The sequence below is a fragment of the Microbacterium sp. ARD31 genome, from assembly GCF_031844425.1.
In genome coordinates this window covers 120,899-144,058 of the sequence record NZ_JAUZVE010000006.1, presented here as the reverse complement: position 1 = coordinate 144,058, position 23,160 = coordinate 120,899, and the positions used below count along the sequence as shown (strand labels likewise).

Here is a 23,160-nt window from a genome sequence, read left to right as displayed (position 1 = left end):
GGAGGGGCAATGGCCAGTCAGGACTGGTTCGACAAGGACTTCTACAAGGTCCTCGGTGTGTCGAAGGACGTCTCGGATGCCGAGTTGAAGAAGACGTACCGCAAGCTGGCGCGCACCTACCACCCCGACTCGAACGCGGGGGATGCCGCGGCCGAGGCGAAGTTCAAGGAGATCAGCGAGGCGTACTCGGTGCTCAGCGACAAGGAGCAGCGCGCCGAGTACGACCAGCTGCGCGCCATGGGCTCGGGAGCGCGCTTCCAGCCCGGCGCGAGCGGCGGCGGGTTCGAGGACGTGTTCAGCAGGTTCTCGACCGGAGGAGGCAGCCAGCAGGCCGACTTCGACGACCTGTTCGCGATGTTCGGGCAGCAGGGCGGGGGCCGCTTCGGCTCGGGCCGCTTCGGGCAGCCGAGCGGCGGGTTCCGCGGCTTCGGCGGTCCGCAGCGCGGTGCCGACGTCACCGCCCGCACGACCCTCGACTTCACCACGGCCGTGAAGGGCGACACGATCACCCTGCAGGGCGAGGACGGCAGGCCGATCAAGGTCAAGATCCCCGCGGGGGTCTCGGACGGCCAGAAGATCAAGCTGCGCGGGCGCGGCCGGCCCTCCCCGGACGGCGGTGAGGCGGGCGACATCGTGCTGACGGTGGGCGTGCGCCCGCATCCCGTCTTCACGCGCGAAGGGCTGAATCTCCGCATCCACGTCCCCGTGACGTTCACCGAAGCGGCCCTCGGCGCCACGATCGAGGTGCCCACGCTCGGCGGCGACGTCGTCAAGCTGCGCGTGGCCCCCGGCACCCCGTCGGGGCGCGTGCTGCGCGTCAAGGGGCGGGGCGTGCAGACCGCGAAGGGCACCGGCGACCTGCTCGCCGAGGTGCAGGTCGCGGTCCCGACGCACCTGGACGGACCGGCGCGCGAGGCGCTGGAACGCTTCCACGAGCTGGAACCCAAGGAGAACCCCCGCGCCGATCTGATGGCCAAGGCGCGCGAGTGAGGTGAGAGGCATGGCGAACGAGCAGGTCGACGAAGAGGCCCCGATCCTGGCGATCGCGGTCGCGGCCGAGCTCGCCGGCATGCACCCGCAGACCCTCCGCCAGTACGACCGGCTGGGACTCGTGGTACCGGCGCGCACCCGTGGCGGGTCGCGCCGGTACTCCCTGCGGCACGTCGCGCAGTTGCGCGAGGTGGCTCAGATGTCGGCCGACGGCGTGAGCCTGCCGGCGATCTCGCGCATCATCGAGCTCGAGAACGAGGTGCGGATGCTACGCCGCGAGGTCTCGGGACTGCAGGCGCGCCTGCGCGACGAGGTCGCCGCCCGCCGCGGTGCCCGCGTGTTCGCCGCCGGCGCGACCGGCTCGGTCGTCACGCTCCGTCAGGGAACGCGCGTGCGCCGCGCGACCGACGTCGTGCTGTGGCGCCCGCATCCGTCCCCCTCCGACGACTGACGCTTCCGGCGGTCGCCGAGGGGTCGCAGATGGTCGCCCGACGGCGTCTGAAGCGACCATCTGCGACGTCTCGAGGCTTCTCCAGGGGGTCCGACGGGCGGGCGGATGTCCACAAGGGGGCGACGGGCGGGTGGGTGACGGTGATCGCGGCGGGATCGTTGGCGGATGCCGAGTGTCCTTCCCCCGGGTCTCCCCGACCGCTTCCTCGTCGCGCAGGCTCTCGACGCCGGCGTCACGCGCCGTCGGTTACGGCATCCGTCCCTTGCGGCGCCGTTCTACGGTGTCCGTTCCCGTGAAGAGGCTCACGACGTCAAGGCGCTCGCCCTCGGCTATCTGCCCAAGCTGCGGGCCGGGGAGCATTTCTCGCACGCGACGGCGCTCGTCCTCGCGGGAGGGTGGGCTCCCGATCGACTCCGGTCCACCCTCGATGTGACCGCGATCCCACCGATCGTTCGGGCTCGCGGTGCGGGAGTGCGCGGGCACCGTTCCCAGGCGGCATCCCTTCTCAGCGATCGTGAGCTCGTCGTCGCGGCGGATGCGCTGCTCCGTCGCCACCACCCTGTGCTCACCGTCGATGCGCTGGAGGCCGCGGTCGCCGAGCGGGACGGGTCGCGCGGCGTGCGGCGATTGCGACGTGCGCTCGAGCTCACAGAGCCGCAAACCGATTCCGTCGCGGAGACGCTCCTTCGTCTGGACGCGCGGGAGGCCGGGCTTCCGCCGTTCGAGGTGAATGCCGAGATCCGGGATGCGCACGGTCGGTTTCTCGCCTACGGCGATCTGGTCCACGCGCCGACGAAGGTGCTGCTCGAATACGACGGGCAGCAGCATCGCCTCGACGACCGTCAGTACGCGCGCGACGTGGATCGGTTGGACGACCTCGTCGCGGCGGGGTGGCGGGTCATCCGGGTGAACCGTTCGCATCGCGGCGCCGCCCGCCGGTGGGCACTCGAGCGCACCCGCGCCGCCCTCCTCGAGCGGGGATGGCGCCCCGAGGCGTCGCAGATGGTCGCTGCGCGCCGGCGAAAGTGACCATCTGCGACGTCTCGGCGACGGGGCGCGGATGCCGGGGGTCAGGCGGGGTCGATGCGGAGGGTGCCGGGGCCCTCGCCGACGGTCAGGTCGTCGACCAGTCGCAGCGAGCGGGCGAGGGCGTCGACGGCGGGGATGACGGCGCCGAACCGCTCGCGGTCGGAGATGACCGCGGTGAGTGTCACGAGGTGGGTGCCGGTGTCCCACGTGTACGACGCGAACGGGGTCTGACGCGGGTTCGGCGGCAGCGGCATCTCGAGCTTCTCGCCGACACCCAGGGGTGAGCCGGTGAACGTGACGGTGTCGTCGTACTCGATCGGCATGCTCGCCCGCATCGTGCGCAGCTGGGGCGTGAGCTCCTGCACCTGGGCCATCGCGACGAGCAGCTCGGGATCGTCCCTCCACACCCACGCGAGCAGCCGCCCGTCGGCGCGGCGCATGAGGGCGGGGATCGCCTGGCTCATCGCCCACGCCGCCACCTTGCTACCGGGCTGCTCGCGGCCGAACGCGGCGTTCGCCTGGGCGAGCAGCATCCCGATCGCCTTCTTGCGGGCGCGTCGTCCACGGAACCCGAAGGATCCCGTGATCGAGACCCATCGCGCGGGGTCCGCCTGGGCAGAGATTCGCGTCATGCCGACAAGCGTAGGTGAGGCTCATCGAGCGCTTCTGAACGCGGGGCGCGCCGGGCTCCCAGCGGAGGAGTTCCCGGCCCCCGGCTAGAATCGAGGCCCGGCGCCCCCGCATCCCTGCGCCCCACCGGTGGGACCGACCACTCCCGCCATCGACGCACAGATTGGCCCGTACCCCGTGACCGTGACGCCCCCGGACCATCCCGCTTCTGAACGCGGACCCCTCACCATCGTGATCGCGGCCGACACGTTCGCGCCCGACGTGAACGGCGGCGCACGCTTCACCGAACGCCTGGCCGCCGGGCTCGCCGAGCGCGGCCACCATGTGCACGTCGCGACGCCGAGCGTCGGGCACCGCAATCACGGCGTGTTCACCGAGGAGATCGAGGGGCAGAAGCTCACCGTCCACCGCCTGCCCGGCTGGCGGTATCGGCCCCACGACTGGCTGCGTTTCGTGCTGCCGTGGAGGGGTAAGCACTACGCGCGGCAGATCCTCGACACGGTGGACGTCGACGTCGTGCACAGTCAGTCGCACATCGTCATCGGTCGTGCGCTGACACGCATCGCGAACCAGCGCGGCATCCCGGTCGTGGCGACGAACCACATCATGGCCGACAACATCCTCGACTTCACGCTGCTGCCGAAGTTCCTCTACGACATCTTCCTCAAGATCGCGTGGGCCGATGCGGAGCGCACCTTCAAGATGTCGCGCGCCGTGACGACCCCCACCCGCAGGGCGGCGGAGTTTCTCGAGAACACGATCGACATCCAGGGCGTCGTCCCGATCAGCTGCGGCATCCGCCAGAGCAACTACACACCGGACCTCGCGCCGCGTGAGAAGCGCCGGCGCGTCCTGTTCGTCGGACGCCTCACGACCGAGAAGCACGTCGAGGTCACTCTCGAGGCGATCGCGAAGCTGCCCGACCTCGACATCGAGTTCGAGATCGTCGGGGGCGGCGACCAGCGCAAGAACCTCGGACAGGTCACCCAGCGCCTCGGCCTCGAAGACCGGGTCACGTTCCGCGGCCGGGTCTCGGAGGAGGAGCTGCGGGCGGCCTACACGCGGGCGGACGTCTTCGTCATCGCCTCGGTCGCCGAGCTGCAGTCCATCGCCACGATGGAGGCCATGGCCTCGGGCCTGCCCGTCATCGCCGCGAACGCCGTCGCGCTGCCGCACCTCGTCCACGACGGCGAAAACGGCTACCTCTTCGAGCCCGGGAACGTCGACGAGCTCGCCGAGAAGATCCGCACCGTGCTCACCGCCGACCAGGCCGAATACTCGCGCATGCAGCACGCGTCGCTCGACGGCGTCGTCATCCACGACATCGAGCGCACCCTCGACACGTTCGAGAAGCTCTACCGCGGCGAACCGCTCGACGTCTGACATGCGTCTGTTCTTCGACGCGCGCTACATCCGCACGGACTTCCACGACGGCATCAGTCGCTACTCGGCCGAGCTCGCGCAGGCGGTGGCGGATGCCGCATCCGCCCACCGCACCGAGGTCACCTTCCTCATCCACGACGAACGGCAGCGGGCGTTCCTGCCGAAGGGTGCGATCACCCTCACGATCCACTCGCCCACGTCGGCCAAGGAGCCGTTCGCGTCGCTGCTGCTGAACCGTCACCGACCCGACGTGGTGTTCTCGCCGATGCAGACGATCGGCTCGGGGGGGCGACGGTTCCGCCTGATCCTCACGCTGCACGACACGATCTACTACCGGCACCGCACGCCGCCGCGAGCGCTGCCCTGGTACGTGCGCGTGGGGTGGCGGCTGTTCCACCTGTCGTACTGGCCGCAGCGCTGGACGCTCAACGCGGCCGACCTCGTCGCGACCGTGAGCGAGACGAGCGCGCGCCAATTCGCCCGCGTGCGGCTGACGAAGCGACCCGTCGTCGTGATCCCGAACGCCCCGCAGCGCCTCGCCGCGCTCCTGCCAGAGGGAACGGCGATCAGCGCGGGGCCGGTGCGCAACCTCGTCTACATGGGCTCGTTCATGCCCTATAAGAACGTCGAGACGCTGGTGACGGCGATGCGGCAGCTGCCCGACCACACGCTGCACCTGCTCTCGCGCATCACCCCGGAACGTCGCGCCGAGCTGACCGCCCTCGCCGGCGGAGCCTCGGTCGTGTTCCACGACGGGGTGACGGATGCCGCCTACGCGGCGCTCCTCGCCGATGACGCCGCCCTCGTCACGACGAGCCTCGACGAGGGGTACGGGCTGCCGGTGGCCGAGGCGCTGGAGCTCGGGGTGCCCGCCGTCGTGACCGACATGGAGATCTTCCGCGAGGTCGCCGGCGACGGCGCGCTGTACGTCGACCCGCTCGACCCCGAAGCCGTCGTGAGCGCCGTGCGCTCGCTCGACGACCCCGGCGTGCGCGAGCGGCTCATCGCCGCGGGCACCGCCCATATCGGCGCGTTCGACTGGAAGCGGTCGGCGGAGATCCTGCTGTCGGCGGCGCGCGACCTCGTCAGGCGCTGATCAGACGGGGCCGCCGGGGTCAGTACAGCGCGGACGCGATGCTGGATGACGCGAAGCTGAGCACGGTGCCGATGAGCTGCGCCGCCCCGAGGCCGATCGCGATGCCGCCCAGGAGGCGGCCTGCGACGTGTCGTCGTGCAGCGAGGATGCCGAGGACGAGCGCGACGACCGCGATGAGGCAGGTGAACAGTGCGAACGCGGCGTTGACGACTCCGGCGAACGTGTAGTTCGACGACGTGTAGAGCTGGATGGAGATCGCGGGCCACAGTCCGCCGAGCAGGATCGGCACGGCGCCGACGATGACGGCGGCGACGGCCGGCCCGCGACCGGGTGTCGCCGGTGCGGTGCGGTAGGGCTGCTGCGGGTACGGCGGCTGCGCCGGCGGCAGGGGGGTGCTCATGGGGATCCTCTCGCGAGGCCCCGAGTCTAGGGGAGGCGGGGAGCGCGCGGGCAGGTCGGCTGCCGGCGGTAGCCGTCGGTGGCGACGAGGCGGATCGTGCCGACGACGGCAGCGACGACGACGAGGGACAACAGGATGAGGAGGAGTGCGGCGGTCATGGCAGGAACGCTATGCTTGGCGGCATCCTGCCACGAGTGGCCGTGAAGCCACTGCCCGCAGGAATCCTGCCAACGCGTGACCGGAGGTCGCCCATGATCCGTACCGTCGCCTGCATCGTCCAGTCCGGGTTCGCTCCGTTCGAGTTCGGACTCGCGTGCGAAGCCTTCGGGCTCGACCGCAGCGACGAGGGAATCCCGAACTTCGACTTCCGGATCGTGACCCCCGCACCCGGGGCCGTGCCGAGCAACCTCGCATTCTCCATCAACGTCGGTGAGGACCTGGCCTTCGCCGACGAGGCGGACGTCGTCGTCATCACCCCGATCCCGCGCGAGGCCTGGGGCAACGTCGACGAGCGCGTGCTCGATGTCATCCGGCGTGCTGTGGACCGCGGCGCGTGGGTGCTGACGGTGTGCAGCGGGGCGTTCGCGGTCGCGGCATCCGGCGTGCTCTCGGGGCGCCGCGCGACGACGCACTGGCGATACGCCGAGACGATGGCGCGCATGTACCCCGACATCGAGGTCGACCCGAACGTGCTCTACGTCCAGTCGGACCGCATCATCACGAGCGCGGGGACGGCGGCCGGGCTCGACGCGTGCCTGCACCTGCTGCGGATCGAACTCGGCGCCGAGGCGGCGAACACGATCGCGCGGCGGATGGTCGTGCCGCCGCAGCGCGACGGCGGGCAGGCGCAGTTCATCGCGACGCCCCTGCCGGTGTCGACGTCGCTGTCGCTCACGCCGGTGACGGACTGGATGCTGGAGAACCTGCGCCGGGACCTGTCGGTCGATCAGCTGGCGGCCAAGGCGCACATGTCGCCCCGCACCTTCGCGCGCCGCTTCAAGGCCGACTACGGCACGACGCCGGCGGCGTGGCTGGGGCGCCAGCGGATCCTGCACGCTCAGCGGCTGCTCGAGCAGACCGACCTGGGGCTCGACGCGATCGCCTACGAGTGCGGGTTCGGCTCGGCGGCGGTGCTGCGGCAGAACTTCTCGCGGGTGCTCGGCACGACGCCGACGGCGTACCGCGCGCGGTTCGCCTGCGCGGACGATCTCGTCGGAGCCGGCGAGATGGCGTCGTGATAAACTTGAGTCACTCAGGCTCAAGTTTGGACCGACCCTTCAGGAGCAGATGATGAACGCACAAGCCGCCCCCGGACAGGACGATCAGGGCAGCGCCCTCGAGCAGTTCGGCGTCAACCTCACCGACCGCGCCCGGCAGGGCAAACTCGACCCCGTCATCGGTCGCGACGGCGAGATCCGACGGGTCAGCCAGGTGCTCACGCGCCGCACGAAGAACAACCCCGTGCTCATCGGTGAGCCCGGCGTCGGCAAGACCGCCGTCGTCGAGGGGCTCGCGCAGCGCATCGTCGCGGGCGACGTCGCCGAGTCCCTGAAGGGCAAGGAGCTCATCGCGCTCGACATCTCGGCACTGGTCGCCGGCGCGATGTACCGCGGCCAGTTCGAGGAGCGGCTGAAGAGCGTCTTGAAGGAGATCACCGAGTCCGAGGGCCGGGTCATCACCTTCATCGACGAGCTGCACACGCTGATGGGTGCCGGCGGAGGCGAGGGGTCGGTCGCGGCATCCAACATGCTCAAGCCCATGCTCGCCCGCGGCGAGCTGCGCCTGATCGGGGCGACGACGCTCGACGAGTACCGCGAGTTCATCGAGAAGGATGCCGCGTTGGAGCGCCGCTTCCAGCAGGTGTACGTCGGCGAGCCGAGCGTCGAGGACACGATCGCGATCCTCCGCGGGCTCAAGGAGCGGTACGAGGCGCACCACAAGGTCGCGATCTCGGACGGTGCGCTGGTGGCCGCCGCGGCGCTGTCGAACCGCTACATCCCGGCGCGGCAGCTGCCCGACAAGGCGATCGACCTCATCGACGAGGCCGCGTCGCGGCTGCGCATGGAGATCGACTCGGCGCCGCTGGAGATCGACGAGCTGCGCCGGCACGCCGACCGGCTGAAGCTCGAGGAGCTCGCGCTGAAGAAGGAGAAGGACGACGCCTCGAAGGAGCGCCTCGCGGCGCTCCGCGACCAGCTCGTGAAGGTGCAGCAGGAGCTCGACGACCTGCAGGCGCGCTGGGAGCGTGAGCGGGCGTCGCTGAACGCCGTCGGCGACTACAAGACGCGGCTCGACGCGCTGCGTGTCGAGGCGGAGCGGGCGCAGCGCGAGGGCGATCTCGAAAGGGCGTCGCGGCTGCTCTACGCCGAGATCCCGGCCCTCGAGCGCAAGCTCGCCGAGGCGGAGATGGCCGAGGGCGCCGTCGGTGACGGAGCCGAGCGGATGGTGGGCGACCGGGTGACCGAAGAGGACATCGCGGAGGTCATCGCGGCGTGGACCGGCATCCCGGTCGGAAAACTGCTGCAGAGCGAGAGCGCTCGACTGGTGCACCTGGAGTCCGAGCTCGGCAAGCGGCTGATCGGGCAGAAGGCGGCCGTGAAGACGGTGTCGGATGCCGTGCGTCGCTCCCGCGCCGGGATCAGCGACCCGAACCGGCCGACCGGCTCGTTCCTGTTCCTCGGGCCGACCGGTGTGGGCAAGACCGAGCTCGCGAAGGCGCTTGCGGAGTTCCTGTTCGACGACGAGCGGGCGATGGTGCGCATCGACATGAGCGAGTACGGCGAGAAGCACGCCGTCGCGCGGCTCGTCGGTGCCCCTCCCGGGTACGTCGGGTACGAGCAGGGCGGTCAACTCACCGAGGCGGTGCGGCGCCGGCCGTACTCCGTGGTGCTGCTCGACGAGGTCGAGAAAGCGCACCCCGAGGTGTTCGACGTGCTGCTGCAGGTGCTCGACGACGGACGGTTGACCGACGGCCAGGGGCGGACGGTGGACTTCACCAACACGATCCTCGTGCTGACGAGCAACATCGGGTCGCCGGTGCTCATCGATCCGACGCTGACGGACGAGACGAAGCGCGAGCAGGTGATGACGATGGTGCGGCAGGTGTTCCGCCCCGAGTTCCTGAACCGACTCGACGATGTCGTGATGTTCTCGCCGCTGAGCGAGTCCGATCTCGCGCAGATCGTCGAGCTCGCCGTGGATGCGTTGCAGCGCCGCCTGCGCGATCGTCGACTGACGCTCGCGGTGACGCCGGACGCCCGCGCCTGGCTCGCCGAACGCGGGTACGACCCGCTGTTCGGTGCGCGGCCGCTGCGGCGGCTGATCCAGTCGGAGATCCAGGACCGGCTTGCGATGGCGCTGCTGTCGGGCGGTGTGCACGACGGTGACGTGGTGCGCGTGGACGTCGCGGTTGACGGGTCGCAGCTCGTGCTCACGAGCAGCGACCCGACGCCGGCCGAACCGGGCGAGGATGACGTGATCGAGGCGGAGCTGCTCGACGAATGACCTCGCTCGGTGCGGGCGTGCGGTTGCGGGAGCCGACGGTGACGGATGCCGCAGCCCTCGCCGACGCCTATCGCCGCAACCGCGAGCGCCTCGCGCCGTGGGAGCCGGTGCGCGCGGAGTCGTTCTTCACCGAGGCGGGTCAGCGGGCCGAGCTCGAGGCGGTGCTGCGGGACCGCGATGCCGGGGTCGCTGCGCCCTTCGTGCTGGTGGCGGGGGAGCGCATCGTCGGTCGGGTCAACCTGTCGGGCATCGTCCGCGGCGCGTTCCAGAGCGCCAACCTCGGGTACTGGATCGACGGCGGGTTCGCCGGGCGGGGCGTCATGACCGCGGCGGTGGATGCCGTGGTGCGCGCCGCGGCCGAGGAGTGGGGCCTGCATCGGGTGCAGGCCGGCACGTTGCTGCACAACGCGGCGTCGCAGGCGGTGCTGCGGCGGTGCGGCTTCACCGAGATCGGCGTCGCCCCGGGGTACCTGAAGATCGCGGGGCGCTGGCAGGACCATCTGCTGTTCCAGCGGATCCTCGAGGGCTGAGGCGGTGGCGCGCGCGGCGGGCTGTGGCGGTGGCGGGCTGAGGCGGTGAAGGGCTGAGGCGGTGGCGGGCTGAGGGCTCAGAGCGGCGGGTAACGGGTGAGGGCGCTCCGACGCGCACCCCGTGCGCGGTGCGTCGTCTGCGCTCGACGCACTTCAGGTGGGGGCGAGCGGCCAGGCCTGCGTCCGACCCTTCTGGGGGATGCGTGCAGCGCGGCGCGCAGGGCGCCCTCTTGTTTCAGAAGGGTGCGGGTCCCGCTGGAGCCCGCGGCGCGGGTGGAGGTGGCGCGGCAGGGGTGAAGGCGACGGCCGGGGTGGGTGCGTCTTCGCGGTAGGTCCTGCCGAGGGGTGAGGTCCATTCGAGGACTCCACCCTTGAGTTGTCGGACCCTCCACGCGGTGAACTGCTTCATGGAGTGATGCCTCTGGCACAGGTGGGCGAGGTTCGACAGTTCGGTTCGTCCGCCGAGGGCGTGGTCGTGGGTGTGATCGACTTCGCAACGGATGGCGGCGACGCGGCATCCGGGGAACCGGCAGTGCTGGTCACGGGCTTGCAGGAAACGTCGCATCCCGGAGGGGACTCGGTACGAGTCGGTCGACACTGTGACCCCGGTGGTGGGGTCGTGGAAGAGCCGTTCCCAGATGCGGGTGCCGCCGGCCAGCGTCCGGGCGGTCGCGGGATCGATGGGGGAGCGGCCGGCGAGGTCGCTCGGTCCGTCGTCCTCGCCGGTGAGTGTCGCGGCGGGGACGAGGATCTGCACGCGTGCGCGGATCGCGCCCAGCGGGCCTGCGGTGGTGTCTCGGGTGTCGTCGAGGGCCGGGGTCCCCGCAAGAAGCAGGTCGGCGAACACGTCCGCGCGGACCTGATCGGTGGAGCGGTTGTCAGTGGCGACGATGGCGGCGGCATCGCCGCTGTCGCTGTCGCTGCGCGTCGTGGCGGCGTCCCCGAACGCGACACCCGCACAGCCGCGCGCAGCGACGCGTTCGTCGCGGGTGTCGATAATCGCCCGCGCCTGCTGCGTGAGCCGGTCGTGAATCCCTTCGGCGATCACCGTCGGGACGGTTGCGATCACGTCGCTCATCCCGTCTCGTCCCGGCACGATCCGCACGCAGCGCCTAGCGGCAGCTTCCTCGTGCCGTTCCGCGAATGAGCGGGGGTGCATCCGGTGCGCAAGGATCTCGAGCTCGCCTCGCACCCGGTTCGGGGTGTCCCGTTCACACCGGGTGATCGCGACCTGTTCGAACTCGGTCCACATCTCCGGCGGCAGGCTCGTCCCGGTCTCGAGAATCGCGATCGCGTGGCCCCGCACAATGCGGCCTTGCTCCCACGCCTCGACCGTCGCGGGAAACCCTTCGATCAGGGTCCGTGCTTCGCCGATCCGGCGTTGCACGGTCCGATCGGTGACCCGCATGACTCCGCCGACCTCGGCCGCGATCGATCGCAACGCCATGTCGTGCACCTGGACCCGCGCGTTGCGCTGCGCGGTCTGCGCTTCGGCCAGACGGCCCGCCGCAGCGAGCATCCGAAGCTCGTCGATCTGCGCGGCGGCGATCCGTCGAGCCGCGGAATCGACGCCGGCGACGACCCCTGCCAGAGCAGCGAGATAGTCCTCGCCACCGGGGGTTTCCGCCGCATCCGTCATACCTGCACTCTGCCACTGGCCACCGACATCCACCCGAGCGAAACCGGCCCAGAACACACGTTGTGCACACCCAAGGAATGAGAGTCCTCTCATCCTCGCGGCGGCGCGTCCTCCGCGACCGAAGTCAATCGCCGTGCCCCGCAGCTCGTGCGGTTGGTTGTGGCATCCGCCCGACCGTGGGGGACGATCATCCTCCGAGCCCGCGCCTCGCGCTCCACTGCCGGAGGTCCGCCGCACAGACTCGGCGTGAAAGGATCGAGCATGCGTACCGCGCGGGCCCTGTGGGGCGCCACCCACCCCGGGCCGTCGCTCGTGGTGACCGCGCTCTCGCTGGCCCTCGGCCTCGCCGCCGGGCTCGAGCCGTGGCGCCTCGTCGCCCTCGTCGTCGCGGTGTTCGCGGGGCAGGTGTCGGTCGGCCTGTCGAACGACGCGATCGACCTGTTCCGCGACGCCACGGTGGGCCGGTCCGACAAGCCGCTCGTCCGCGGCGACACCCGCGTGCGCACCGCGTGGATCGCGGCGTTCGTCTCGCTGGGTGTCGCGATCGTGCTCTCCGCCGTCCTCGGCTGGGGGATGCTGCTCGCCCACGTCATCGCGCTCGTCTCGGCGTGGAGCTACAACGCCGGGCTCAAGGCGACCCCCGCGTCGCTCGCGCCGTTCCTCGTGAGCTTCGGCATCTTCCCGTCACTCGCCACCTTCTCGGCACCCGACCCGCAGCCCGCCGCGCTCTGGGCGACCTTCGCGGGAGCGGTGCTCGGCGCCGCCGTACACCTGACGAACGTCCTCCCGGACCTGGACGATGACAGCCGCACCGGGGTGCGCGGACTGCCGCATCGGCTCGGAGCCGCGGCATCCGTCGTCCTCGCCGTCGCCGGTATCGTCCTCGCCGCGGTCGCGGTGCTCGTGGGCAGCCTCGCCGAGGGGGCACCGGCGGCCGCGATGATCCCGTTCGCCGTCGTCGTCGCGATCATCGCGGGTGCGGTGCTGTTGCGGATGCGGCGCCGCGGCCCCGACCGCACGGGATTCCGGCTCGTGATGGCCGCCGCGCTGGTCCTCGCCGTGCAGCTCGTGGTGGGCTCGAGCCTGTCCTGACCCCGGGGCGGGCGGTTCCAGGGACGCGACGTGTCGCCAGGAGGTCGATCGGGCGACGGGATGCGTCCCTGGAGCGGCGGGCGCCGTCGGCCCGCGCCCCGCCCCGACGCTCGGGGGACCCAACATGTCGCGCGGGGGCCGCTCACCCGACGACATGCGTCCCTGGAGCGGCGGGTGCCGTCGGCCCGCGCCCCGACCCGACGCTCCGGGGACGCGATGTGTCGCGAAGCGGCGGCGCGGGCGACAGGATGCGTCCCTGGAACCGCACCAGGCGCCTCAGCGGCTCGCGCGGTCGAGGCCCATCGCGTAGGCGTGCGGGACGAGCGCGCCGGTCGCGGCGAGCACCGAACCCAGCACCCGCGAGCGCAGCGCGTGCACCGCGCCCGAGACGGGTCGGCCGAGCGCCATGTTGACCGCGGCGAGGCGGCCGGCGACCCGCGCGGAGCGCACGCGGTCACGCTCCCACTCCGCGAGGTCGGCCTCAGGGGCTGCCCCCGACCGGATCCACGCCGCGAGCAGGGGAGCGAGTGTCGCGGCATCCAGCAGTCCCAGGTTCATACCCTGGCCGCCGATCGGACTGACCTCGTGCGCCGCGTCGCCGATCACGAACACGCGGTCCCGACGCATCGCGGGCGCGAGCACCCGCCGCACCCCGAACTCCGTCGCCTCGGTCACCGCCTCGGCAGCCTCCGCCTCGCCCCGCTCGCGCATCGCGCGCCCCAGCCGATCCGCCCGCGACGCGGCGCTCCCACCGGCGTCCCACGCGACGAAGCGACGCCGCCCGCCGGGTAGCGGGAACGACTCGAGCACTCCGCCAGGCGCTAGGTGCACCACGGCGGTCTCGGCGTCGGCGCGGGGTGGCACAGCGGCATCCGTCATCAGATACCGATCGGCGTATGCCGTCCGCCGCAACGCTCCCGGACGGTAGACGAGGTCGCGCGAACCGACCCCGCCCGCGACCACCACGATCGGCGCGGCCCGGTCTCCGCGGTCGGTCTCGACCCGCACCCGCGCGCCGTCGGGCACGACCCGCGTCACCGTCGCGCCCCGCTCGGGCTCGGGTCCGTCGCCCCGCAGCGCGCGTTCGGTCTCGGCCTGGGGCAGGGTCGCGACGTACGGATGCCGCACATCCAAGCGCCCGAAGTCGACCACCCCGATCGCCCGTCCGTCGCTGCGCGCTTCGCCTCGGCGCACCCGCACGGCGCTGCTCAACAAACGCTCGGTCGCCCCGCCGGCCTCCAGCGCCGCGAGGACGGGAGCGTGCACCCCGATGGCGCGCGAACCGCCGCCCGCCGCCTCGCGCCGCTCGACGATCGCGACCTCGACGCCGAACCGCGTCAGCTCGGCCGCCAGCAGCGTGCCGACGGGGCCGGCCCCGACGACAAGGACCTCAGCCATCGCCGTCCGCCACCGCGAGCAGCCGGAACGGCGCGGGCGACGCGATGCGCCACGGTGCCCCGAGCGCCGCGGCGAGCTCGTCGGCGCGATAGCTCCGCCGGATCGAGCGCAGTCCGTCGGTTCGCAGGAACGTTCCCCGCTCCAGCGCCGTGATGCCTACGCCGTAGAGCGCATACGCCAGTGCGCCGCGCTCGATGTCGGCGTGCAGCACCGTCCCGGTCGCGAGCGCGCGCGTATCGGCGGCGAAGGCAGCGAGCTCCGCATCGCCCAGATGGTGCAACACGTGGTTCGACAGCACCAGGTCGAACCGCTCGCCGGCCGCGCGGAGACCGGCGGCATCCGTCGCGGCGAACGACACCCGCGCGCTCTCGCGCTGCCGCGCCACCTCGAGCGCCCGCGGGTCGGGGTCGATCCCGAGCCACTGCACGTCGAGCCCGTCGCGCTCGGCCCAGGCCGCGAGGCGCGCGAGCACGTCGCCGCCGCCGCTGCCCACGTCGAGCACCCGCGCCGGACGACCCAGCCGCTGCAGCCGGGGACGGATGCCGCGCCGCCAGACCCGACCCCACCCGCCGATCGCGCGATTCACGAGGTCGAACCGCCGCAGAGTCTCGGCCAGCATCGCCGGGTCGCAATCCGGATCGTCCATCAGCTCGCGAAGGGCGGTGTCGCGCACGGCGAGGTTCACGCGGCCCCCGCCCGGTACGTCAGCCGCGCGGCTTCGAGGGTGAGCCCGGGCCCGAAGGCGAGCGTCGCCACCCGATCGCCGTCGTCGAGTCCTGCGGCCAGGAGCGCGCCGAGGATGAAGAGGATCGTCGCGCTCGACATGTTGCCGTAGTCGCGCAGCACGTCGCGCGACACGGCCAGGGCGTCGGCGGGCAGCTCGAGCCCGGCCTCGACCCGGTCGAGCACGCTGCGCCCGCCGGGATGCACCGCCCACGTGTCGACGCCGTCGTCACCGAGGAACGTCTCGACCGCGCCGCGGATCTCGCGCCCGATGATGCGCGGTACCTCGGCCGACAGCACCATCTCGAAGCCGGTGTCGCCGATCGTCCATGCCATGTCCTTCTCGCCCTCGTCGGTGAGCACCGTCGCGAAGCGGTCGAGCTCGAACGACGCCCCCGTCGCGCGCGACGGGTCGGCGCTCACGATGGCCGCCGCCGCACCGTCGGCGAACACCGATGCCGCGACGATCTCGTCGTGGTCGGCCGGCGTCCGCACGTGCAACGAGCACAGTTCGGCGCAGACGACGAGGACGACGGCGTCGGGGTCGGCCGCGCACGTCTGCGCCGCCGTGCGCAGCGCCGGCACCGCCGCCGCGCATCCCATGAACCCGAGGTGCGCGCGGGCGACCGTCGTCGGCAGCTCGAGGTCGCGTACGAGGCGGTAGTCGGGACCGGGCGCGAACATGCCCGTGCACGAGACCGTGACGACGTGGGTCACCTCGGCCGCGGTGACGGATGCCGCGGCGAGGGCCTTCCGCGCCGCCTCGGCGAACAGCGGGGGTGCGAGCCGGATGTAGGCGTCGTTGCGGGCGCCGGTGGAGGGGGCGAGCAACGAACCGGTGTCGGTGACCGTCGGCATCCGCTCGTCACCGGCGGGTGCGGAGGCCGCGGCCGCGGCGGCCAGGTCGTCGAGCACGGTGTGCCGGGTCTCGATCGCCGAGGCGTCGAACGCGGCGCCGATGAGCCGCCGCGTGAGCCGGTCGGCACCCGGCTGCCCTGCGAACAGATCGCGCACCTGGTCCTGTCGGAGACGGGCCTCGGGCACGGCGGTGCCGATGGACAGGATGCGGGTGGTCATGCCTCACCGTAACCGGCGCGCGATCGGTCGAGGCTGCGGGTTGACCATGACCCGGTCGTGTGTGAATCCGCGAGGGGTCACCTGCTGCCGACCCACACCTCCACGCCCGCTCCCGTGAGGCGGCCTCGTCGTCGTCCAGCGGGATCACTCAACCAACACACCGACGGAATGCGGGCCGAATCGGCCTTCGCCGCGCCGGATCAGTCGTCGACGAGCAGCGAGTCGGCGACCGGACGCCGCTCCCGCGGGGCGTTCTCGCGCGCCTGCAGTTCCTCGGATGCCGCGTCGAAGTCGCCCACCGGTCCGACGGCCATGACGGTCAGGGCGCGCTGCGTGTCGGTGAGGCCGAACGATTCGGCGATCCGGTCGGCGTGGAAGCCGCCCATCTGGTGCGTCCCGAGGTCGTTCGCGTGCGCCTGCACGGTGAAGTGCGCCGCGGCCTGGCCGACGTCGTACGCGGCCCAGCGCAGGGCCTTGCCGTCCTGCTCGGTCGTCGCGACGAACACGACGAGCGCGGCCGCGTCGGCCGCCCACGAGCGGTTGAACCCCATCAGGCTGTCGACGACGGCGGCGTGGGATGCCGACCCCCGCCGCGCGACGATGAACCGCCACGGCTGCGTGTTCGACGCCGACGGCTACCAGCGCGCCGCCTCGAGGGCGGACCGCAGGGCCTGCTCGTCGATCGCTGCGGACGCATCGAAGATGCGGGTGCTCCAGCGCTCGCTGAGCACGTCGAGGAGGGGGGCGTCTGTCGTGGCGGTGCGGTTCGGCATCCGTCCATTCCATCACCGCCTCCCTGGGTGCGGGGTCGATGCGTCAGGACGTCGGCCAGTCGGCCGGGCCCGCCGTGCCCGCGGCGTACTCGTCCATCGGCACGCGGCCGTCCCGCCACGCGTCGATGACCGGCTGCACGATGTGCCAGCAGTCGACGGCGGCGTCCCCGCGCACCGAGAGCATGGCGTCGCCGTCGAGGATGCCCGAGAGGACCTCGGCGTACGCCTTCAGCGACCCCTCGCCCAGGTGGGCCTCGAGGGTCGCGCGCTCGAGCTCGAGCGGGTCGGCCTCTCCGTTGACGTTCAGTCCGAGCGAGATCGAGTCGGGCCCCAGCGAGAAGCTGAGGACGGTGGGGCCGGGGTCGCCCGTGAAGCCGCGCGGCAGGTGCCGCACCGGGTGGAAGCGCACCTCGACCTTCGCATCGGCGTGACCCAGGCCCTTGCCCGAGCGCAGCGTGATCGGCACGCCCTGCCAGCGGGCGTTGCGCACCTCGACGGTCATCTCCGCGAGGGTCTCGGTGCCGCGCGCCGGGTCGACGCCCGGCTCGTCGACGTACGAAGGGAAGTCGCGCCCGTCCACGGTGCCCGCCGTGTACCGCGCCCGTCGTGACGAGGCGGCGGGGTCGTCGCCCCAGACGGCCGTCGCGCGGAGCGCTGCGCCCGTCGCGTCGCGGAGGTCGCGCTCGTCGAGGGAGGCCGGGGGCTCCATCGTCACGAACGCCATCACCTGCAGCAGGTGGCTCTGGATCATGTCGGTCAGCGCGCCGGCCTTGTCGTAGTAGCCCGCACGGCCTTCGAGACCCAGCGGCTCGTCGAACTGCACGAGGATCGACGCGATGTGGTCGGCCGACCACGCCGGTTCGATGAGCCGGTTCGCGAAGCGCACCCCGAGCAGGTTGAGGACCGTCGAGCGGCCGAGGAAGTGATCGACGCGGAAGACCTGGCTCTCGGGGACGAGGTCGGCGAGGGTCGCGTTGAGGCGTTCGGCGCTGGCGGCATCCGACCCGAAGGGCTTCTCGAGCGCGAGGATCGTGCCGTCGGGGATCGTGACCGACCGCAGGGCCTCGCACGCCTTCGCGGCGACGGCGGGAGGCACGGCGAAGTAGAGCGCGCGGCGGCCCTCGGCAGCATCCAGCAGCGTCTGCAGCTGACCCGGGTCGGTGATGTCGGCCTGCGTGTAGGTCGTGTCGGAGAGCCGGTCGAAGGCGGACTCCGCATCGGTCGTCGTGAACGCCTTCCGGACCGTCTCGCGCCAGGCGTCGTCGGTCCACTCGTCGACGCCGGCGCCCGCCAGGCGCACGTTGCGGTCGGGCTCGCGCGCGAGCAGCTGCCCGAGCGCGGGCAGGAGCAGGCGCGAGGTGAGGTCGCCGGAGGCGCCGAGGATGAGCAGGGTCGTGTCGGCCGTCATGCGCGTCACCCTAGCCCCGCGCTGCGCGCGAACCGGAGTCGGGGGCCGTCTCTTGCCCCGACTGTGCGCGAGGGCGACAATGACGACGATGCCGGCCCCGATCGAGTCCTAAGACCTGCTCAGCAACCCGCTCCACGAGAAGATCGTCTGCCGTCCCGTCTCGTACCCCGGAGGAGGCTGAACTGTGACGAAGAAGCACCGTGACCGGTTCATGCTGGCGATCGCGCTCGTCGTGGGTGTCTCCGCGGCGCTGACATCCTCGGTGGCCGTCTCCGGAGGGGTGATGGCAGCGCTCGGCATCGCCGCAGTCACCGCCGTCCCCGCCCTCCTGCTGTTGGGCATCATCGCGTACGTCGTGCGCAGCAAGGACCGCGAGCAGGCGTCCTTCGCGGGCCCGCCGGCCTCCCGCGACTGAGTGAACGCAGGCCGTCGTCGTCAAGAGCCTGCCGTGAGGGGATGCCGGGGGTAGCGTCGGGGAGGATGCCGCCGACTGGGCGGAGGAGGAGACGATGACGGACGCAGCCGAGCCCCTTGTCGGCGACACGCTGGCGGAGCGTTACCGCCTCGTCGCGCAGGTCGGTCAGGGCGGGATGGCGCGCGTCTTCCGCGCCGACGACACCGCGCTCGGGCGGACGGTCGCCGTCAAGGTGCTGCGCCCCGGCGTCGAGGGGGTCGCCGGAGCGCCCGAGCGTGCCCGGAGCGAGGTGACCCTCCTCGCCTCGCTCAACCACCCGTCGCTCGTGACCCTCTTCGACGCGCACCTGACCGGATCGCCCGAATACCTTGTGATGGAGTTCGTCGACGGGCCGACCCTCAGCTCCCGGATCGCCGAGGGGCCGCTGCCCCCGGCCGAGGTCGCCGCGCTCGCCGCGGAGCTCGGCGAAGCCCTCCACGTCGTGCACGCGTCGGGGGTCGTGCACCGCGACATGAAGCCGTCGAACGTGCTGCTCGCCCCGCCGCACCTGCCGGGGGGGCGGCCCCGCGCGAAGCTCGCCGACTTCGGCATCGCCCTGCTCCTCGACAGCGCCCGGCTGACGACGCCCGGCACGATCATCGGGACGGCCGCCTATCTCGCCCCCGAGCAGGTGCAGGGCGGCGACCCGGCTCCGCCCGCCGACGTGTACGCGCTAGGCCTGGTGCTGCTCGAAGCCCTCACCGGTGAGCGCGCGTACCCGCACACCGACGGGGTCGGTGCTGCCCTCGCCCGCCTCACCACGCCGCCGACGATCCCCGGAGCGCTCGGCCCCGCCTGGACGTCGCTGCTGTCGCGCATGACCGCCACCCGCCCCGAGGAGCGCCCGACCGCGCTCGAGGTCGTCGAGGCCGCCGAGCGGCTGCGCACCGCGCCGGTCGACGGTGCGCCCCCGATACCGCCGGTGCGCGCGGCGGTGGCCGCCGGCATCCCGATCGCGGCGACGACCCCCGACGACGCGGCGACGCACGCGGAGCCTCGCGACGACGACGCCCCGACCGTGCTCGAGCCGGCGGCCGCCCGCGCGGCCGGCGACGCCCCGACGCGCCGCTATCCGACGGCGGCGACGGTGGCCTTCGGGTCGGCGCCGGCCCCGGCATCCACCGAGGCGGACTCACGTCGCCGGTCCCGCCGTCCGCTCGTCATCGGGCTCGCCGTCGCGGTCGTGGCCCTGCTCGCCGGAGCCAGCATCTGGGCGGCGTCGCTCCTCGGTGGACAGGAGTCCGGGACGACCGACCCCGCGCAGACAGAGCCGACGCCCGCCCGGACGGCGGAGATGACGCCGACCGCCACCCCGACGCCCACGGTCTCGACGGTCGATCACTCGGGCACCGATAACGCCCCCGCCGACGAGAAGGGCGGCGGCAAACCCGACAAGAAGGACAAGCCCGACAAACCCGACAAGGACAAACCCGGCAAGGGCAAGCCCGGCAAGGGCGGCCCCGGACGTGGCTGAACCGCCCCGCCGCGGGTGCGGACGGAGCGGTTCAGCGGATGCCGCGATTCGGTCGGCGTTGAAGCCGCCCATCTGGTGGGTGTAGAGCCCGTTCGCGTGTGCCTGCACGGTGAAGTGCGCGGCCGCCTGGCCGACGTCGTACGACGCCCAGCGGAGCGGCTTGCCGTCGAGCTCGGTGACCGCGACGAAGACGACGAGGCGGCGGCGTCCGCTGCCCAGGCCTGATCGAAGCCGATGAGCGACTCGACAATCTCGGCGTGCGCGTCGGTGCCGCGGCGGGCGACGATGAAGCGCCACGGCTGCGTGTTGGAGGCCGACGGCGACCAGCGGGCCGCCTCGAGCGCCGATGCCAGCGCGTCCTCGTCGATGGGTGTCGTCGCATCGAACAGGCGGGTGCTCCAGCGTTCGGTGAGCACGTCGAGGATGGGGCGGTCGGCCGTCGCGGCGCGGTCGAGTAAGGCGTCTCCTGGGGTTGGGGGGTTCCTCCATTCAACCGGAGATCGTCTGAGCATCGGGCGAGCGCGGACCCGCCGGGGATGTCGCACGCACCTTTCGAAGACGTGAAGACGAGCCGTTCTTCGTCCCCCGGATGCCGAGCGGATGCCGCGCCCCCGCCGTAGCGTGCAGATATGACCATCGCGACGGCAGACCTCTACGACGAGCGCGGCGACGAGCTCGACTCGATCTCGGTGCAGTTCCTCGACCTCGGCGGTCATGCCGCCTTCGACGGTCCGGTGCGGACCATCCGCTGCCACCGGGACAACGGGCTCGTGAAAACCGTGCTCGGCACCCCGGGAGACGGCGCGGTGCTCGTCGTCGACGGCGGCGGGTCGCTCGAGTCGGCCCTGATGGGCGATCTGATCGCGGCATCCGCTGTCGAGAACGGCTGGGCAGGGGTGATCATCGTCGGCGCGATTCGCGACCGCGACGCGATCGCGGACCTGCCTCTGGGGGTCAAGGCGCTCGGCTCGAATCCGCGCAAGAGCGCGAAGGATGGCGCGGGCGAGGTCGACGTGCCGGTCGAGATCGGCGGAGTGATCGTCGTCCCCGGCGCCCACCTCTGGGCCGATCGCGACGGCATCCTCCTCACCCGCGCCTGAGAGCGCGGCCGACGGCCAGAGTGGCCGCGACCGCGCCCGGGCTCAGCGCTGCAGAGCCTCGCGCAGCTTGACGCGCGCTCCCATGCGCAGGAGCGAGTTCTCGTAGATCTTCGCGCCGAGGAGGATCGCCCCGATGCACGCGGCGAGCATGACGGCCAGCGCGAGCAGGGGCTCCCACCACTGCGCCTCGCCGACGAAGATGCGCACCGGCATCCCCACCGGGGCCGAGAACGGCACGTACGACATGATCGTCAGCACGACGGGGTTGTCGTTGAAGAAGATGACGAGGAGGTACGGCGCCATCACGATGTAGGTGAGCGGCGTGATCGTCGGTCCGATGTCCTCCTGTCGCGAGACCATCGCGCCCGCCGCGGCGAACAGCGCGGCCAGCAGGACGAACCCGAAGAGGAAGAACACCGCGAACCACGCGATCGGACCGCCGAGCCCCGCGATGAGGAAGTCCTGACCGGTCACCGTCAGGCCGATGATCGCGACCGCGGCGATACCGACGATCTGCCCCATCGCGAGCACCGTGTTACCGAGCACCTTGCCGGCCAGGAGCGCGCGGGTCGGGATCGCCGAGATGAGGAGCTCGACCACGCGGGTCTGCTTCTCCTCGACGACGCTCGTCGCGATGGTCGTGCCGAAGGTGAGCGCCGCGGCGAAGAAGACGCCGCCGAACGCGATCGCGATGATGTAGCGCAGGAACCCGTCGGTGCTCGCGGGTTCGAGGATCTCGACCTCGGGCGCGATGCTCAGCTGCTGCAGCAGGCTGTTGGAGACCTGCTCGTCGAACACCACGGTGTAGTCGAGGGGCTCTACGCCGCCCGGGATGACGGCGGCGTCGACCTCGCCGTCGCGGACGAGTTCGCGTGCCTCGTCGGCGGTCGCGGCATCCGTCACGTCGAAGGCGTCGGGGTCGGCGATGACGGACGCCGTCTCGGCGGTCACCGCGATCGGGGTGCGGTTGTCGCTCTGCGCCGTGAAGCCGGCCCAGAGGACCGCGGCCAGCACGATCACGAACATGACGACGGTCGAGATGATGAAGGACTTCGAGCGCAGCTTCGAGCCGATCTCCCGCTCGGTGACGAGCCAGACGCTCTGGCCGAAGGACGGTGACGTGTTCACTGGATGACCTCCGTGAAGATCTGGGCGAGGGTGGGGCGGCGGGGGGCGAAGCTCGTGACGGCGCCGTGGGTGACGGCGCGCTGCAGGACGCGCTGGACGGTCTCGTCCGAGTCGGCCTCGAACACCGCGTATCCGCCGTCGAAGTCGACGACCTCGACGCCCTGCTCGTCGCGCAGCCAGCCGGCGTCGGTGGCCGAGACGAGTTCGAAGCGCCGCGAGGCGTGCTCGGCGCGCAGGCCGTCGCGGGTGCCAGCCGCGCGGATCGTGCCGCCGGCGATGATGACGAGGTCGTCGCACAGGCGCTCGACGACGTCGAGCTGGTGCGACGAGAAGAGCACCGAGACGCCCTGCGCGGCGCGGGTCTGCAGGACCTCGGCCACGACGTCGACCGCGAGCGGGTCGAGGCCCGAGAACGGCTCGTCGAGGATGAGCACCTCGGGGTCGTGCACGAGCGCCGCGGCGATCTGGGCGCGCTGCTGGTTGCCGAGCGAGAGCGTCTCGACGTTGTCGTCCAGGCGCTCCCCGAGCCCCAGTTCCTGGAGCAGCGCGGTCGCGCGGGTCGTGGCATCCGCCTTCGAGAACCCGTGCAGGCGGGCGAGGTAGACGATGTGATCGAGCACCTTCATCTTCGGGTACAGGCCGCGCTCCTCGGGCATGTACCCGAAGCGGCGGCGGTCGGCGGTCGTGACGGGCGCGCCGTTCAGCGTGACCTCGCCGCTGTCGCGGCCCAGCACGCCGAGCATGATGCGCATCGTGGTGGTCTTGCCGGCGCCGTTGCCGCCGACGAACCCGGTCAGGCGGCCGGGGGCGACGTCGAACGCGACGTCGTCGAGCACCCGCCGCGAGCCGTAGCTCTTGGTGATCCCGCGTAGCTGCAGCAT

Annotated in this window: 23 protein-coding genes and 2 pseudogenes; 13 read left to right on the top strand and 12 right to left on the bottom strand. The window is 71.9% G+C overall.

Annotation, left to right across the window (positions count from 1 at the left end; translation table 11 throughout):
* Positions 1 to 9: 9 nt before the first annotated feature.
* From Q9S36_RS17885 to Q9S36_RS17875, 3 genes are all read left to right on the top strand, one after another.
* Positions 10 to 990, top strand: a complete 981-nt coding sequence (locus tag Q9S36_RS17885) for a DnaJ C-terminal domain-containing protein (RefSeq protein ID WP_253035692.1) — start codon at positions 10 to 12, stop codon at positions 988 to 990.
* A gap of 10 nt (positions 991 to 1,000) precedes the next feature.
* On the top strand, positions 1,001 to 1,441 hold the full coding sequence (locus Q9S36_RS17880; RefSeq protein ID WP_064002620.1) for a heat shock protein transcriptional repressor HspR: 441 nt from the start codon (positions 1,001 to 1,003) through the stop codon (positions 1,439 to 1,441).
* A gap of 561 nt (positions 1,442 to 2,002) precedes the next feature.
* Positions 2,003 to 2,470: a DUF559 domain-containing protein gene (locus Q9S36_RS17875; protein ID WP_311286290.1), complete on the top strand. Its 468-nt coding sequence runs from the start codon at positions 2,003 to 2,005 to the stop codon at positions 2,468 to 2,470.
* Between the two features lie 41 nt (positions 2,471 to 2,511).
* On the opposite strand, the gene Q9S36_RS17870 is transcribed toward Q9S36_RS17875, so the two are convergent.
* Complete coding sequence (locus Q9S36_RS17870) at positions 2,512 to 3,102, bottom strand: hypothetical protein (protein WP_311286289.1); 591 nt, start codon at positions 3,100 to 3,102, stop codon at positions 2,512 to 2,514.
* Between the two features lie 181 nt (positions 3,103 to 3,283).
* On the opposite strand from Q9S36_RS17870, the gene Q9S36_RS17865 reads away from it, so the two are divergent.
* Together Q9S36_RS17865 and Q9S36_RS17860 are read left to right on the top strand one after the other, a co-directional pair.
* On the top strand, positions 3,284 to 4,483 hold the full coding sequence (locus Q9S36_RS17865; RefSeq protein WP_311286288.1) for a glycosyltransferase: 1,200 nt from the start codon (positions 3,284 to 3,286) through the stop codon (positions 4,481 to 4,483).
* 1 nt (position 4,484) lies between these two features.
* Entirely contained in the window at positions 4,485 to 5,579 is a 1,095-nt protein-coding gene (locus Q9S36_RS17860; protein WP_311286287.1) for a glycosyltransferase, read from the top strand.
* A 19-nt stretch (positions 5,580 to 5,598) separates the two neighbouring features.
* Here Q9S36_RS17860 and Q9S36_RS17855 read toward each other — a convergent pair whose 3' ends face one another.
* Both Q9S36_RS17855 and Q9S36_RS17850 read right to left on the bottom strand, forming a co-directional pair.
* Positions 5,599 to 5,979 (bottom strand): hypothetical protein, encoded by a 381-nt coding sequence (locus Q9S36_RS17855; protein WP_311286286.1) that lies wholly within the window; start codon positions 5,977 to 5,979, stop codon positions 5,599 to 5,601.
* Between the two features lie 26 nt (positions 5,980 to 6,005).
* Complete coding sequence (locus Q9S36_RS17850) at positions 6,006 to 6,137, bottom strand: hypothetical protein (protein ID WP_311286285.1); 132 nt, start codon at positions 6,135 to 6,137, stop codon at positions 6,006 to 6,008.
* Between the two features lie 93 nt (positions 6,138 to 6,230).
* Here Q9S36_RS17850 and Q9S36_RS17845 point away from each other — a divergent pair, with 93 nt between their 5' ends.
* The 3 genes from Q9S36_RS17845 to Q9S36_RS17835 are packed head-to-tail and all read left to right on the top strand — an operon-like array spanning position 6,231 to position 10,013.
* The gene (locus Q9S36_RS17845) at positions 6,231 to 7,217 is read left to right on the top strand and encodes a helix-turn-helix domain-containing protein (protein ID WP_311286284.1); all 987 of its coding nucleotides are present in this window, start codon (positions 6,231 to 6,233) and stop codon (positions 7,215 to 7,217) included.
* 52 nt (positions 7,218 to 7,269) lie between these two features.
* Positions 7,270 to 9,483: an AAA family ATPase gene (locus tag Q9S36_RS17840; RefSeq protein WP_311286283.1), complete on the top strand. Its 2,214-nt coding sequence runs from the start codon at positions 7,270 to 7,272 to the stop codon at positions 9,481 to 9,483.
* Complete coding sequence (locus Q9S36_RS17835; protein WP_311286282.1) at positions 9,480 to 10,013, top strand: GNAT family N-acetyltransferase; 534 nt, start codon at positions 9,480 to 9,482, stop codon at positions 10,011 to 10,013. The genes Q9S36_RS17840 and Q9S36_RS17835 overlap by 4 nt, the downstream gene beginning before the upstream one ends.
* 235 nt (positions 10,014 to 10,248) lie before the next feature.
* Here the strand turns inward: Q9S36_RS17835 and Q9S36_RS17830 are convergent, their stop codons facing one another.
* The gene (locus tag Q9S36_RS17830) at positions 10,249 to 11,652 is read right to left on the bottom strand and encodes a DUF222 domain-containing protein (RefSeq protein ID WP_311286464.1); all 1,404 of its coding nucleotides are present in this window, start codon (positions 11,650 to 11,652) and stop codon (positions 10,249 to 10,251) included.
* A gap of 261 nt (positions 11,653 to 11,913) precedes the next feature.
* Between Q9S36_RS17830 and Q9S36_RS17825 the strand changes: the two genes are divergently transcribed.
* On the top strand, positions 11,914 to 12,744 hold the full coding sequence (locus tag Q9S36_RS17825; protein ID WP_311286281.1) for a UbiA family prenyltransferase: 831 nt from the start codon (positions 11,914 to 11,916) through the stop codon (positions 12,742 to 12,744).
* Positions 12,745 to 13,020: 276 nt separating this feature from the next.
* Here Q9S36_RS17825 and Q9S36_RS17820 read toward each other — a convergent pair whose 3' ends face one another.
* The 5 genes and pseudogenes from Q9S36_RS17820 to Q9S36_RS17800 all read right to left on the bottom strand — a co-directional run bounded on the left by Q9S36_RS17820 (position 13,021) and on the right by Q9S36_RS17800 (position 18,123).
* On the bottom strand, positions 13,021 to 14,142 hold the full coding sequence (locus Q9S36_RS17820; RefSeq protein WP_311286280.1) for an NAD(P)/FAD-dependent oxidoreductase: 1,122 nt from the start codon (positions 14,140 to 14,142) through the stop codon (positions 13,021 to 13,023).
* Positions 14,135 to 14,827: a methyltransferase domain-containing protein gene (locus Q9S36_RS17815; protein WP_311286279.1), complete on the bottom strand. Its 693-nt coding sequence runs from the start codon at positions 14,825 to 14,827 to the stop codon at positions 14,135 to 14,137. Before Q9S36_RS17815 ends, Q9S36_RS17820 begins: the two co-directional genes overlap by 8 nt.
* Complete coding sequence (locus Q9S36_RS17810) at positions 14,824 to 15,942, bottom strand: type III polyketide synthase (RefSeq protein ID WP_311286278.1); 1,119 nt, start codon at positions 15,940 to 15,942, stop codon at positions 14,824 to 14,826. The genes Q9S36_RS17815 and Q9S36_RS17810 overlap by 4 nt, the downstream gene beginning before the upstream one ends.
* A 200-nt stretch (positions 15,943 to 16,142) precedes the next feature.
* Positions 16,143 to 16,715, bottom strand: a pseudogene (locus Q9S36_RS17805) (nitroreductase family protein).
* 43 nt (positions 16,716 to 16,758) lie between these two features.
* A complete protein-coding gene (locus tag Q9S36_RS17800) occupies positions 16,759 to 18,123 on the bottom strand; it encodes a glucose-6-phosphate dehydrogenase (protein WP_311286277.1) in 1,365 nt (454 codons plus the stop codon).
* A 184-nt stretch (positions 18,124 to 18,307) separates the two neighbouring features.
* On the opposite strand from Q9S36_RS17800, the gene Q9S36_RS17795 reads away from it, so the two are divergent.
* The 3 genes from Q9S36_RS17795 (at position 18,308) to Q9S36_RS51630 (ending at position 20,276) form a co-directional block, all read left to right on the top strand.
* Positions 18,308 to 18,538, top strand: a complete 231-nt coding sequence (locus tag Q9S36_RS17795; RefSeq protein WP_311286276.1) for a hypothetical protein — start codon at positions 18,308 to 18,310, stop codon at positions 18,536 to 18,538.
* Positions 18,539 to 18,632: 94 nt separating this feature from the next.
* Positions 18,633 to 20,051: a protein kinase domain-containing protein gene (locus tag Q9S36_RS17790; RefSeq protein ID WP_311286275.1), complete on the top strand. Its 1,419-nt coding sequence runs from the start codon at positions 18,633 to 18,635 to the stop codon at positions 20,049 to 20,051.
* A 96-nt stretch (positions 20,052 to 20,147) separates the two neighbouring features.
* Complete coding sequence (locus Q9S36_RS51630) at positions 20,148 to 20,276, top strand: hypothetical protein (RefSeq protein WP_396653797.1); 129 nt, start codon at positions 20,148 to 20,150, stop codon at positions 20,274 to 20,276.
* A gap of 68 nt (positions 20,277 to 20,344) precedes the next feature.
* Here Q9S36_RS51630 and Q9S36_RS51625 read toward each other — a convergent pair.
* Positions 20,345 to 20,563: pseudogene (locus tag Q9S36_RS51625) on the bottom strand (nitroreductase family protein); the annotation flags it as partial.
* A gap of 117 nt (positions 20,564 to 20,680) precedes the next feature.
* On the opposite strand from Q9S36_RS51625, the gene rraA reads away from it, so the two are divergent.
* Positions 20,681 to 21,151, top strand: a complete 471-nt coding sequence (gene rraA / locus Q9S36_RS17780; protein WP_311286274.1) for a ribonuclease E activity regulator RraA — start codon at positions 20,681 to 20,683, stop codon at positions 21,149 to 21,151.
* 42 nt (positions 21,152 to 21,193) lie between these two features.
* Here the strand turns inward: rraA and Q9S36_RS17775 are convergent, their stop codons facing one another.
* Both Q9S36_RS17775 and Q9S36_RS17770 read right to left on the bottom strand, forming a co-directional pair.
* The gene (locus Q9S36_RS17775) at positions 21,194 to 22,279 is read right to left on the bottom strand and encodes an ABC transporter permease (RefSeq protein ID WP_311286273.1); all 1,086 of its coding nucleotides are present in this window, start codon (positions 22,277 to 22,279) and stop codon (positions 21,194 to 21,196) included.
* Complete coding sequence (locus Q9S36_RS17770; protein WP_311286272.1) at positions 22,276 to 23,160, bottom strand: ATP-binding cassette domain-containing protein; 885 nt, start codon at positions 23,158 to 23,160, stop codon at positions 22,276 to 22,278. Before Q9S36_RS17770 ends, Q9S36_RS17775 begins: the two co-directional genes overlap by 4 nt.